Raw genomic sequence first — 12,663 nt, 5'->3', positions numbered from 1 at the left:
GTTTCAGCTGCGGCCCGCAGGGATGACCCCCGCGGGCTTACGTTGTGAAAAAAGGACCTGGAACTACGGGTCCGCAACGAAAGGAAGACCGACTTGGCACGTATTGCCGGCGTGAACATCCCGACGCACAAGCGCGTCCCGATCGCCCTCACCTACATCACTGGCATTGGTCACACCTCTGCCAAAAGCATCTGCGAAGCGACCAACATCGACGTCACGCGCCGCGTGAACGAACTGTCGGACGCCGAAGTGCTGACGATCCGCGAGCACATCGACGCGAACTACACCGTCGAAGGCGACCTGCGTCGTGAGACGCAGATGAACATCAAGCGTCTGATGGACCTTGGCTGCTACCGTGGCCTGCGTCATCGCCGCAACCTCCCCGTGCGCGGTCAGCGCACCCACACCAATGCGCGCACGCGCAAAGGCCCGGCGAAACCCATCGCTGGCAAGAAGAAGTAAGGGAGGGTCTGAAGAATGGCACGCGATAAGACTCGCACGAAGCGCAAAGAGCGCAAGAACATCGCCGCTGGTGTGGCGCATGTGAACTCGTCCTTCAACAACACCAAGATCCTGATCTCGGACGTGCAGGGCAACGCGATCTCGTGGTCGTCCGCTGGCACAATGGGCTTCAAGGGTTCGCGCAAGTCGACCCCCTTCGCCGCCCAGATGGCCGCCGAGGACGCTGGCAAGAAAGCGCAGGAACACGGCGTGAAAACGCTGGAAGTCGAAGTGCAGGGCCCCGGTTCGGGCCGTGAATCGGCGCTGCGCGCGCTGGCTGCCGTCGGCTTCAACATCACGTCGATCCGTGACGTGACGCCGATCGCGCACAACGGCTGCCGTCCGCCGAAGCGCCGCCGCGTCTAAGGCAGACTTTTTTCGCTCGGGCCGGGGGAAACCCTTGGCCCGAGTCCGTCATTTTTGAACCTCGGGCGTTCTGCCTTTTGGACATGGGGCAGAACAGGAATGGAGGGACGCATGATCCACAAAAACTGGGCTGAATTGATCAAACCGACGCAGCTCGACGTCAAGCCGGGCAACGACCCGTCGCGTCAGGCCACCGTCATTGCCGAACCGCTCGAGCGCGGCTTCGGTCTGACCCTTGGCAACGCGCTGCGCCGTGTTCTCATGTCGTCGCTTCAGGGCGCCGCCATCACCAGCGTGCAGATCGACAACGTGCTGCACGAGTTCTCGTCGGTGGCTGGTGTGCGTGAAGACGTCACCGACATCGTCCTGAACCTCAAGGGCGTGTCGATCCGTATGGAAGTCGAAGGGCCCAAGCGCCTGTCGATCTCGGCCAAGGGCCCGATGGTCGTCACCGCCGGCGACATCTCGGAAAGCGCAGGCATCGAGATCCTGAACAAGGATCACGTGATCTGCCACCTCGATGACGGCGCCGACCTGTTCATGGAACTGACCGTCAACACCGGCAAAGGCTATGTCTCGGCCGACAAGAACAAGCCGGAAGATGCGCCGATCGGCCTGATCCCGGTCGATGCGATCTATTCGCCGGTCAAGAAAGTGTCCTATGACGTGCAGCCGACCCGTGAAGGTCAGGTGCTCGACTATGACAAGCTGACGCTCAAGGTCGAAACCGACGGTTCGATCACCCCGGACGATGCCGTGGCCTTCGCCGCGCGGATCATCCAGGACCAGCTGTCGATCTTCGTGAACTTCGACGAGCCGGAATCGGCCAGCCGTCAGGACGACGACGATGGTCTCGAGTTCAACCCGCTTCTTCTCAAGAAAGTGGACGAGCTGGAGCTTTCGGTGCGGTCTGCGAACTGCCTGAAGAACGACAACATCGTCTACATCGGCGACCTGATCCAGAAAACCGAAGCCGAGATGCTCCGCACCCCGAACTTCGGCCGCAAGTCGCTGAACGAAATCAAGGAAGTGCTCTCGGGCATGGGCCTGCACCTCGGCATGGATGTCGAAGAGTGGCCGCCGGAGAACATCGAAGATCTGGCCAAGAAGTTCGAAGACCAGTTCTGAGATCTTGGTGGGTTTCACCCACCCTACGGCGACCCGTAGGGTGGGTGCCAACCCACCACACCAATGCCCGGAATGCCGGGGACCACATGGGCAATGACGCCCCAAGGAGAGCGGCCGAAACGCATGGTCGCCAGACAAAGCAAAACCTGAGATAGGAGACTTCAAATGCGTCACGCACGGGGCTATCGCCGCCTGAACCGCACCCACGAACACCGCAAGGCGATGTTCGCCAACATGGCCGGCTCGCTGATCGAGCACGAGCAGATCAAGACGACCCTGCCGAAAGCCAAAGAACTGCGCCCGATCATCGAAAAGCTCATCACGCTGGGCAAGCGCGGCGACCTTCACGCCCGCCGTCAGGCCGCGAGCCAGCTCAAGCAGGACGCCTATGTGGCGAAACTGTTCGACGTGCTCGGCCCGCGCTACGCCGAACGCAAGGGTGGCTACGTCCGCGTTCTGAAAGCCGGCTTCCGCACCGGTGACATGGCGCCGATGGCGATCATCGAATTCGTCGACCGCGACGTCGACGCCAAGGGCGCAGCCGACAAGGCCCGCGTTGCCGAGGAAGAAGAAGCGGCGTTCGCCGAAGAATAAGCTTCGGATCGGTCAGACCGACCCGAACGAAAACCCCGCCCGGACATCCGCGGCGGGGTTTTTCTTTGCGTCAAATAGTCCCTTGAACAGGCCGCGCTCAGTTCATGCGGCTGGGCTTGCCGGTGCGTTGCGTTTTCAAAAGCTCCAGCGCGGCTTCGAACAGGTCGGCCCGCGTGCTTCCATCCACGGGTTCGTCCGGCCACATATCCAGATGGCGCGCCAGCAACTCGCGTTGTTCGTCGTCCAGCGCGTTCAGCCACGCTACGAGATCGTCGTCATCCATGAAACCCGGTGCCTTGCGGTGAATCCTCTTGCCCAATTCTGACCGCACAATTTAAGGTTGTCAAAGAAAGCTGTAATCGCTCTAAAGAGTTGATGCGTATTTGAGACAGGGGGCTGGGTGATGTCTGATGTATTGGGATTGGACCACGGGCTCTCGCAACTTTCCGATCTCGCGCCACGGGGCTACGCGCTCGGCCTGCACATCCGGTTCGCAGCCGCGCATCTGATGATCCAGACCTACGATCCGCGCTGGACGGAAATCTATACCGAGAAGGGCTACATGCTCGCCGACCCGATGGTGTTCTGGGGCTTCGGCAATGATGGCGCGATCCGGTGGAGCGACATCGACCTTCCCGACCCGCTGAACATCATGGGGCAGGCGCGCCGCTTTGGCCTGACGTTCGGCGTGGCGGTTTCGACCGGACTGACCTCGTCGCGCACCATCGGCGGGTTCGCCCGTGATGACCGGGAGTTCACGGATACCGAAATCGCCCGTATCCGGTCGGTCGTCGAAACCCTGCACGAACGTGCGACACCGCCGGACCGGCTGACCCCGGCGCAACGTATGGCTCTTCGGCTGGTCGCCAAGGGCAACCGCCATGCCGAGGCTTCGGCGGTGCTGGGCATTTCCGAAAGTGCGTTCAAAGCGCGGCTACGCGCAGCACGCGAGGCGCTGTTCGTGCGCACGACGGCGGAAGCGGTGCAACGCGCCCACGAATACAACCTGCTCTGACGGGTTGCGACGCCGGGTGCCAGCCCTCGGACCCGTCCAGACCTCGCCCGAAAGTATTTGAACAACAGTGACGGGGGCGCTGGAAGCCGGTGCGCTCCGGGCCTAGATTGGGGGCATGGCGGATTTGTTCGATAGTGTTGGCGGCGAAGCGAAGGGCGGCGGGCCGAGGCCCTTGGCCGACCGGTTGCGCCCCGCCGCGCTGGATCAGGTGATCGGACAAGAGGCGGTGCTGGGCCCCGAAGGCCCCTTGGGCGTGATGCTGGCGTCGGGATCGCTTGGCTCGCTGATCCTCTGGGGGCCACCTGGGGTCGGCAAGACGACCATCGCGCGGCTGCTGGCGGATGTCACCGACCTTCATTTCATTCAGATCAGCGCGATCTTCACGGGCGTCACGGACCTGCGCAAGGTGTTCGAGGCGGCCAAGATGCGGCGGCAGAACGGCAAGGGCACGCTTCTGTTCGTCGACGAGATCCACCGCTTCAACAAGGCGCAGCAGGACGGTTTTCTGCCGCATATGGAAGACGGGACGATCCTGCTGGTGGGGGCCACGACCGAGAACCCGTCGTTCGAGTTGAACGCCGCTGTTCTGAGCCGCGCACAGGTCATTACGCTGAAGCGGTTGGAGCCTGCCGACCTCGAACGCATGGCGCAGCGTGCCGAACGCGAACTGGACCGCGCCCTGCCCTTGACCGGTGAGGGGCGCGAGGCGCTGATCGAGATGGCCGACGGCGACGGGCGCGCGCTGCTCAATCTGATCGAGCAGGTGATGGCGTGGCGGGTCGATGGCAAGCTCGACCGCGATGCGCTCGCCACGCGGCTGATGCGCCGCGCGGCGCAATACGACAAGTCGGGGGACGGGCACTACAACCTGATCTCGGCGCTGCACAAATCGGTGCGCGGGTCCGACCCCGATGCCGCGCTCTACTGGTTCACCCGAATGCTGGAAGGGGGCGAGGATCCGCGCTTCCTTGCCCGCCGTCTGACGCGCATGGCGGTCGAGGACATTGGGCTGGCCGATCCGCAGGCCAACGGCATCTGCATCGACGCGTGGGAAACGTATGAGCGGCTCGGGTCGCCCGAGGGCGAGTTGGCGCTGGCGCAGGCGGTCGTCTACCTCGCCCTCGCGCCGAAATCGAACGCGGGCTATGTCGCCTACAAGGCGGCGCGCGCGCAGGCCAAGCAGACCGGATCGGCGCCGCCGCCGAAACACATCCTGAACGCGCCGACGCGTCTGATGAAGGACGAAGGCTATGGGTCGGGTTACCAGTATGAGCACGATGCCGAAGACGGCTTTTCCGGTCAGAACTATTTCCCCGACGACGTGAAGCGCCCGGTCTACTACCAGCCGGTCGAACGCGGCTTCGAACGTGAGTTGAAGAAACGTGTCGACTTTTTCGCGGGGCTTCGGGCCAAGCGGCAAGGTTGACTCTGGCGCACCGGCGCGGGAGAGGGTGAGCATGTTGAACACGCTACTCACCGTCGCTTTGGGCGGGGCCATCGGGGCCTCGGGCCGATACCTCGTGAACGTCACCGCGACGCGGGTGATCGGGCACGGCTATCCTGCCGGAACTCTGATCGTGAACGTGTTGGGGAGTTTCCTTATGGGCGTCTTGTTTGTCGTTCTCGCCAAGAAGGGCGGCAATGTCTGGGCCCCGTTCCTGATGACGGGCGTTTTGGGCGGTTTCACCACCTTCTCGGCCTTCTCGCTGGACACACTGGCGCTGTTCGAGCGCGGGCAGGTGGCATCGGCGGCGGGATATGTGGCGCTGTCGGTGGGCCTGTCGCTCGCCGCACTTGTTCTGGGCGTCTACGCGGCGCGGGGGGTGTTCGCATGAGCCGGGTTCAGACCATTACGGTCGCCGAGGGCGATGGGGATCAGCGGCTGGATCGCTGGTTCAAGCGCCAGTTTCCGCATGTGCCGCAGGGCCGGGTCGAAAAGATGTGCCGAAAGGGCGAAATCCGCGTGGATGGTGGCCGGGTCAAGGCCTCGACCCGCGTCGAGGTCGGGCAGGAGGTTCGCATTCCGCCGCTCCCCGACCCCGGTGAACGGCCCGCAGCGCCGCGCCCGAGCGTGACGGACAAGGACGCGCAGATGATCCGCGACTGCGTGATCTATCGCGACGACCACATCATCGCGCTGAACAAGCCGCCGGGCCTGCCGACGCAGGGCGGGTCGAAACAGACCCGGCATGTCGACGGGTTGGCCGAGGTGCTGACCTTCGGCTATGACGACAAACCCCGGCTGGTGCATCGGCTGGACAAGGACACTTCGGGTGTCCTGCTTCTCGCGCGCACCCGGCAGGTCGCCAAGGATCTGACGGATGCGTTCCGGCACCGCAACACGCGCAAGATCTACTGGGCCGTGGTCGCGGGCGTGCCGCTGCCGCGCAAGGGCACGGTGAAATGGGGGCTGGTCAAGGCGCCGGGTCACGGCGGTCAGGGTGAAGGGGAAAAGATGCTCTGCATCCACCCGTCCGAGGTCGCCAAGGTCGAAGGTGCCAAGCGGGCCGAGACGGATTACGTGGTGATCGAAAACCTCGCCCAACGCGCGGCCTGGGTCGGGCTGACGCCGATCACCGGGCGCACCCACCAGTTGCGTGCGCATATGGCCGAGATGGGCCATCCGATCGTGGGTGACGGCAAATACGGCGGCTCCGGGCAGGAGAACCTCGGCGACGGCTGGGGCGCGATGCTGGGCGGCGAGATTTCCAAGAAACTGCACCTCCATGCGCGGTCCATCGAAATCGAGCACCCCGTGACGAAGAAGCCGATCTTCATCGAGGCGGCGCTGCCGGAGCATATGGCGCGGACGTGGGAGCAGCTTGGCTTTCGCGTCGACGACGCGCCCGACGATCCGTTCGAGGAGGAAGAATGGGCCCCCTGAAGCTCGTTCTCTTCGATGTCGACGGCACCCTGATCGACAGCCAACATGCGATCGTGGCGGCGATGGAGGCTGCGGCGGACGAGGCCGATCTGCCGACGCCCACGCGGGCCGATACGCTGAACGTGGTGGGCCTGTCGCTGGTCGAAGCGGTGAAACGCCTCTTCGGTGACTTCGACGACTATGACCAAGCGCGGATGGTGCAGGCCTACAAGAACGCCTACATGACCGCGCGGCAGAACGACGGGACACCGCCGTTCTTCGCGGGGGCGCTCGCCGCGATGGAAACGCTGCACGCGCGGGACGAGGTGCTGCTCGGCACCGCTACGGGCATGTCGCGGCGCGGGATGCGTCGCATCATCGAAACCTATGGGTTGGACGGGCTGTTCGCGACGACGCAGACCGCCGATGACCAGCCATCGAAGCCGGACCCGGCCATGGTGAACGCGGCCTTGTCCGAAACCGGGGTCGCGCCCGAAGACGCCGTTTTCGTCGGGGATACGGTCTATGACATTCAGGCCGGTCGCGCCGCCGGGGTCTTCACCATCGGGGTCGGATGGGGCTATCACGCGCCGAACGATCTGCAACGGGCCGGGGCGGATGCGGTTGTGGAACGCTTCGCTGACCTGATACCGGCCATTGACCGACTGTGGAGCGAAAGATGAGCGATTGGGCACCGAAACGGTTCTGGAAAGGGACGCGGGCCGACGCCTGCGACGGGGGCTATACCGTCTATCTCGACACCCGCACCGTGCGCACACCGGCCAAGGCCGCCTTCGTGGTGCCGTCCCGCGCGCTGGCCGAGGCCATTGCCGTGGAATGGGACGCGCAGACGGACAAGATCGACCCGTCCACCATGCCGATGACCCGCACGGCGAATTCGGCCATCGACAAGGTGCGCCTTCAGCACGCCGAAGTGGCCGACCTGCTGGCGGCCTATGGCGACAGCGACCTGACATGCTACCGCGCGGATACACCGGCCGAGCTGGTCGCGCGGCAGGCCGAGGCTTGGGATCCGCTGCTCGACTGGGCCGACAAGACGTTCGGCGCGCGTCTTGAACCGCGCATCGGTATCATGCACGCGCCGCAGGATCCCGGCGCGCTGACGCGTCTCGGGGCGCTGGTCCATGACCTCGACCCCTTCCGTCTGGCGGCGTTCCACGACCTCGTTTCCCTGTCCGGTTCGCTCATAATCGCGCTGGCCGTGATGCATGGGCGGATCGACCCCGAGACGGGCTGGGCAATCTCGCGGATCGACGAAAACTGGCAGGCCGAGCTTTGGGGCGAAGACGAAGAAGCGACGGAACATGCGGCGCTGAAAAGGCAGGCATTTCTGGATGCGGCGCTGTTTTTTCGACTGGCCGATCAAAATTCGTGACCAAGAATTTCCGGGCGCTACCGAAAATACAGACTTTCCCTAGGGTTAGGCGCGGGCCCGGATTCCCCTTGCCCTTGACGCCCATGCGAATAATTGCCCAAACTCTTGGCATGGAGGGGGCCTGCCCCATTCCTCGTATCGTCACCGGTCAACGAACCGGATCATAACGCCCGGAACGGGCGAACATCAGGAAGAGGTAAACATGAAAAAATCCGTATTTCTCGGGGCGCTGACTGTAGCTGGCTTTGTCGCCGGTTCGGCGAGCGCCGCGACGCTTGACGACGTGCAAGCCCGTGGATCGCTCAAGTGCGGTTCGAACTCCGGTCTGACCGGCTTCGCCGCGCCCGACGCGAACGGCCATTGGGAAGGCTTCGACGTCGCCGTCTGCCGTGCCGTCGCCGCCGCCGTTCTGGGCGACCCGGAAGCCGTCGAATTCGTGCCGACCACGCCGAAAACCCGCTTCACCGCGCTGGCTTCGGGCGAAGTCGACATCCTCGTGCGCAACACCACTTGGACCCTCACCCGTGACGTGGACCTCAAGTTCACCTTCACCGGCGTGAACTACTACGACGGTCAGGGCTTCATCGTGCCCAAGGCGCTGGGCGTGTCCTCGGCCAAGGAACTGGACGGCGCGACCGTCTGCATCCAGACCGGCACCACGACCGAACTGAACCTCGCCGACTTCTTCCGCACGAACAACATCAGCTACGAGCCGGTTCCGATCGAAACCAACGCGGAGGCGCAGCAGCAGTACCTTGCCGGTGCCTGCGACACCTACACGACGGATGCCTCCGGCCTCGCCGCCACCCGCGCGTCGTTCGAGAACCCGGCCGATCACGCGATCCTGCCGGAAATCATTTCGAAAGAGCCGCTCGGTCCGCTCGTGCGCCATGGCGACGACGAATGGGCCGACATCGTGCGCTGGACCCTGAACGCGCTGGTCGCGGCCGAAGAGTTCGGCATCACCTCGACCAACATCGAAGAGCTGGCCAGCGGCACCGACAACCCCGAGATCAACCGTATCCTCGGCACCGAAGGCACCATGGGCGAAATGCTCGGCCTTGAAGCCGACTGGGCGATGAAAGCCATCGCAGCCGGCGGCAACTACGGTGAGATCTTCGAAAAGAACATCGGTGAGTCGACGCCGATCGGCCTTGCGCGCGGCCTGAACGCGCAGTGGAAAGACGGCGGCCTTCAGTACGCACCGCCGTTCCGGTAAGTGACAGGGCGGGCGCGGGGGAAACCTCGCGCCCGCTTCCTTTTCAGGGGCATCAATCAGTTCATCCGGACGCAGGAGGCGGGAGAACCCGCCCAGGGAACGATCCGGGGACGACGGGGAACATGAATGACGACGGCTACCGATCCTGAAGGCGGGACCTTCCGCCCATCCATGCTCATTTACGACAGCCGGTACCGGTCCGCGACGATCCAGATCGTCGCCCTGATCGGCTTCCTGCTGCTCATCGGCTGGCTCGTGTCGAACACGGTCCAGAACCTTGCGGATCTCGGCAAGTCGGTCGGCTTCGGGTTTCTGACCGAGCCCGCGGGTTACGACATCAACCAGCGCCTGCTCGACTACGATTCGCGCGACAGCCATGCGCGCGCCAGCCTCATGGGGCTTTTGAACACGCTGCTGGTCGCGGTGCTCGGCTGCATCATGGCGACCATCGTGGGCGTCATCGTTGGTGTTCTGCGCCTGTCGAACAACTGGCTCGTCGCCCGCATCATGACCGTCTATGTCGAGATGTTCCGCAACGTGCCGGTTCTGCTCTGGATCGTCTTTTCGATGGCGATCCTGATCGAAACGCTTCCCGCGCCGTCCGCTTTCCGGGGGGACGAGCCTTCGGCCAGCATGTTGCTGGGCGACAGCGTCGCGCTGACCAACCGGGGCGTCTATGTGCCCGAGCCGCTGTTCGGGCGGATGGACGAAGAGGGCCATCCGCTGACATGGCGGCAGGGTCTGGGCGACATCCACCTGTTCGGCGAGGCGTGGTTCCGGTTCGACGTGAGCCTCGAACTCGTCGTCTTCCTGTCGACCCTGATCGCGGGCATCCTCGTGTCCCGCCTGATCGGGCAACGGGCCGACCGAATACAGAATTCCACGGGGGTGCGGCCAAAGACGTTCTGGCTGCGCGCCGCCGTCATCGTCGTGCCGTCCGTCATCGTGCTCTGGCTCATGGGGTTCTATCTGGGCAAGCCCGCGCTGCGCGGCTTCAACTTCGATGGTGGGACGCATCTGAGAAACTCGTTCATCGCGCTGTGGCTGGCGCTCTCGCTCTATACGGCGGCCTTCATCGCTGAGATCGTGCGCGGCGGTATCCTCGCCATTTCCAAGGGGCAGACCGAGGCGGCCGCGGCGCTGGGCATCCGGCCCCGTCGGATCATGTCGCTGGTGATCCTGCCGCAGGCGATGCGGGTCATCATCCCGCCGCTGATCTCGCAATACCTGAACCTCACCAAGAACTCGTCGCTGGCGATTGCCGTGGGCTACATGGACCTGACCGGGACGTTGATGGGCATCACGCTCAACCAGACGGGCCGCGAGCTGGAAGCCGTGATGATGACGATGCTGATCTACCTCGCCATATCGCTCGCCATTTCCGGGGCGATGAACGTCTACAACAACCGCGTGAAGCTGAAGGAGCGCTGAGATGGAAGACCTGTCCTACGTCCGCACCGATATGCTTCCCGAACGAGACCCGCCCGCAAGCGAGGTGGGGGTGATCGGCTGGCTGCGGATGAACCTGTTCTCGGGCTGGTTCAATTCGATCCTGACCGTGATCGCGCTGGCGTTCATCTACCTCGTGCTGGCTGCGATCATCCCGTGGCTCTGGTCGCCCACATGGGGGGCGGGATCGCTGTCCGCCTGCCGCGAAATCATCGCGGAACTGGGGAAAGAGCACGGGGGCGCCTGCTATGGCGTCATCACCGAACGCTGGCAGCAGCTTCTGTTCGGCTTCTACCCGGAAGAGCTTCGCTGGCGCCCGATCCTGACATTCATCGGCCTGTTCGTAGCGCTGGCCCCGGTTCTGTTCAACGAAACCTTCCCCGGCAAGATGCTGTGGTTCACGGGGGCCTTCCTGTTCCTCGCGCCCTGGCTGATGTGGGGCGGGCCGATCTGGACCCCGCTTCTTGTCGCAGCCGGTCCCGCGCTGGGCTTCGTCGCCTATCGCTATCTGGTGTCGGTCATCGGCAACCTCGCTTCCGTGATCGTCGCCGTGCTCATTCCGGTGCTGTTCTGGCTGTTCCTCGTCGGTCCGCTGTCGCAGGCGATCGACGGGGTCGTTCCGCTGGGCATCGAAGTCGTCGAAAGCCGCCTGTTCGGGGGCTTCATGCTGTCGGTCTGGATCGGGGTCGTGGCCATCGCCATTTCGCTCGTCCTCGGCGTGATCCTCGCGCTGGGGCGTCAGTCAGACCTGCTGATCGTCAAATACCTGTCGGTCGGGTTCATCGAGTTCATCCGGGGCGTGCCTCTCATCACGCTTCTGTTCGTGGCCTCGACGCTTCTGAACATCTTCATGCCGCCGGGCACGAACTTCGACATCATCCTGCGCGTAATGATCATGGCGACGCTCTTCGCCTCGGCCTATATCGCCGAGGTGATCCGGGGCGGTCTCGCCGCCCTGCCACGCGGGCAGTATGAGGCGGCGGATGCGCTGGGCCTGGATTACTGGAAGGCGCAGCGGCTTATCATCCTGCCGCAGGCGCTGAAAATCTCGATCCCCGGCATCGTCTCGACCTTCATCGGCCTGTTCAAGGATACGACGCTCGTGTCGATCATCGGCCTGCTCGATCCCATCGGCCTGACCGGCTCGATCCGCGCCGACGCCAATTGGAACGGCATCGTGTGGGAGCTTTACGGCTTCATCGCGCTTCTCTTCTTCATCTCCTGCTTCTCCATGTCGCGCTACTCCATGTGGCTCGAAAAGAAGCTTCGCACCGACCACCGTTAAGGAGACCACCCATGTCCACCCTGGAACTCGATACCCATATCGACACCTCGAAGATGGAAGTCTCCGACGAGGTGGCGATCCAGATCACCGATATGAACAAGTGGTACGGGACGTTTCATGTGCTACGTGACATCGACCTGACCGTCTATCGCGGCGAGAGGATCGTGATCTGCGGCCCGTCCGGGTCGGGGAAATCGACGCTCATTCGCTGCATCAATCGGCTGGAGGAGCACCAGCAGGGGTCCATCGTCGTCGACGGTAACGAGCTGAATTCGGACCTGAAGAACGTCGACAAGGTGCGCTCCGAGGTCGGGATGGTGTTTCAGCACTTCAACCTGTTCCCGCATCTCACGATCCTCGAAAACTGCACGCTCGCGCCCATCTGGGTGCGCAAGGTGCCGCGCAAGGAAGCGGTCGACCGGGCCATGCATTTTCTTGAGAAGGTGAAGATCCCGGATCAGGCGAACAAGTATCCCGGCCAGTTGTCGGGCGGACAGCAGCAGCGTGTGGCCATCGCCCGGTCGCTGTGCATGATGCCGCGGATCATGCTGTTCGACGAGCCGACCTCGGCGCTCGACCCCGAGATGATCAAGGAGGTGCTCGATACCATGATCGAGCTTGCCGAAGAGGGGATGACGATGCTCTGCGTGACACACGAAATGGGCTTTGCACAGGCCGTCGCGAACCGCGTGATTTTCATGGCCGACGGTCAGATCGTCGAGCAGAACGAACCGAAAGAGTTCTTCAACAACCCGAAGTCGGAACGCACCCAGCAGTTCCTGAGCCAGATCATCGGGCACTGATCCCCGCACATTCGGACCGCTGAAATGACGAGGGCCCCCGCGAT

At 63.5% G+C, this 12,663-nt stretch carries 15 protein-coding genes; 14 read left to right on the top strand and 1 reads right to left on the bottom strand.

Annotated features, from left to right (window positions below; all coding sequences use genetic code 11):
* Positions 1-93: 93 nt before the first annotated feature.
* The 4 genes from rpsM (at position 94) to rplQ (ending at position 2,589) form a co-directional block, all read left to right on the top strand.
* Entirely contained in the window at positions 94-462 is a 369-nt protein-coding gene (gene rpsM, locus RB2654_RS11160; protein ID WP_040884749.1) for a 30S ribosomal protein S13, read from the top strand.
* A gap of 15 nt (positions 463-477) precedes the next feature.
* Complete coding sequence (gene rpsK, locus RB2654_RS11155) at positions 478-867, top strand: 30S ribosomal protein S11 (protein ID WP_008331497.1); 390 nt, start codon at positions 478-480, stop codon at positions 865-867.
* A 111-nt stretch (positions 868-978) separates the two neighbouring features.
* Complete coding sequence (locus RB2654_RS11150; RefSeq protein WP_008331496.1) at positions 979-1,995, top strand: DNA-directed RNA polymerase subunit alpha; 1,017 nt, start codon at positions 979-981, stop codon at positions 1,993-1,995.
* Positions 1,996-2,160: 165 nt separating this feature from the next.
* The gene (rplQ, locus tag RB2654_RS11145; RefSeq protein ID WP_008331495.1) at positions 2,161-2,589 is read left to right on the top strand and encodes a 50S ribosomal protein L17; all 429 of its coding nucleotides are present in this window, start codon (positions 2,161-2,163) and stop codon (positions 2,587-2,589) included.
* Positions 2,590-2,686: 97 nt separating this feature from the next.
* Here the strand turns inward: rplQ and RB2654_RS11140 are convergent, their stop codons facing one another.
* On the bottom strand, positions 2,687-2,872 hold the full coding sequence (locus tag RB2654_RS11140) for a hypothetical protein (RefSeq protein ID WP_008331494.1): 186 nt from the start codon (positions 2,870-2,872) through the stop codon (positions 2,687-2,689).
* A 120-nt stretch (positions 2,873-2,992) separates the two neighbouring features.
* Between RB2654_RS11140 and RB2654_RS11135 the strand changes: the two genes are divergently transcribed.
* From RB2654_RS11135 to RB2654_RS11090, 10 genes are all read left to right on the top strand, one after another.
* Complete coding sequence (locus RB2654_RS11135; RefSeq protein WP_040884746.1) at positions 2,993-3,604, top strand: autoinducer binding domain-containing protein; 612 nt, start codon at positions 2,993-2,995, stop codon at positions 3,602-3,604.
* Positions 3,605-3,719: 115 nt separating this feature from the next.
* The gene (locus RB2654_RS11130) at positions 3,720-5,030 is read left to right on the top strand and encodes a replication-associated recombination protein A (protein ID WP_008331478.1); all 1,311 of its coding nucleotides are present in this window, start codon (positions 3,720-3,722) and stop codon (positions 5,028-5,030) included.
* Positions 5,031-5,061: 31 nt separating this feature from the next.
* Positions 5,062-5,439 carry a fluoride efflux transporter CrcB gene (gene crcB, locus RB2654_RS11125; protein WP_008331477.1) on the top strand — a complete coding sequence of 126 codons (378 nt, stop codon included), beginning with the start codon at positions 5,062-5,064 and terminating at the stop codon, positions 5,437-5,439.
* Positions 5,436-6,488, top strand: coding sequence for an RluA family pseudouridine synthase (locus RB2654_RS11120; RefSeq protein WP_008331476.1), 1,053 nt, complete (start codon positions 5,436-5,438; stop codon positions 6,486-6,488). Before crcB ends, RB2654_RS11120 begins: the two co-directional genes overlap by 4 nt.
* On the top strand, positions 6,476-7,150 hold the full coding sequence (locus RB2654_RS11115) for an HAD-IA family hydrolase (RefSeq protein ID WP_008331475.1): 675 nt from the start codon (positions 6,476-6,478) through the stop codon (positions 7,148-7,150). Before RB2654_RS11120 ends, RB2654_RS11115 begins: the two co-directional genes overlap by 13 nt.
* The gene (locus RB2654_RS11110) at positions 7,147-7,863 is read left to right on the top strand and encodes an ATP12 family chaperone protein (RefSeq protein ID WP_008331473.1); all 717 of its coding nucleotides are present in this window, start codon (positions 7,147-7,149) and stop codon (positions 7,861-7,863) included. The genes RB2654_RS11115 and RB2654_RS11110 overlap by 4 nt, the downstream gene beginning before the upstream one ends.
* A 202-nt stretch (positions 7,864-8,065) precedes the next feature.
* Entirely contained in the window at positions 8,066-9,082 is a 1,017-nt protein-coding gene (locus RB2654_RS11105) for an amino acid ABC transporter substrate-binding protein (protein ID WP_008331471.1), read from the top strand.
* Between the two features lie 126 nt (positions 9,083-9,208).
* Positions 9,209-10,513 (top strand): amino acid ABC transporter permease, encoded by a 1,305-nt coding sequence (locus RB2654_RS11100; protein ID WP_040884744.1) that lies wholly within the window; start codon positions 9,209-9,211, stop codon positions 10,511-10,513.
* A 1-nt stretch (position 10,514) separates the two neighbouring features.
* Positions 10,515-11,816, top strand: a complete 1,302-nt coding sequence (locus RB2654_RS11095) for an amino acid ABC transporter permease (RefSeq protein ID WP_008331467.1) — start codon at positions 10,515-10,517, stop codon at positions 11,814-11,816.
* Positions 11,817-11,827: 11 nt separating this feature from the next.
* Positions 11,828-12,619, top strand: a complete 792-nt coding sequence (locus tag RB2654_RS11090) for an amino acid ABC transporter ATP-binding protein (protein WP_040884742.1) — start codon at positions 11,828-11,830, stop codon at positions 12,617-12,619.
* Positions 12,620-12,663 lie beyond the last annotated feature (44 nt).

Source organism: Maritimibacter alkaliphilus HTCC2654 (assembly GCF_000152805.1).
GTDB lineage: Bacteria > Pseudomonadota > Alphaproteobacteria > Rhodobacterales > Rhodobacteraceae > Maritimibacter > Maritimibacter alkaliphilus.
The sequence above is the reverse complement of the archived record's forward strand: the minus strand, read 5'-3'. Positions and strand labels throughout refer to the sequence as shown.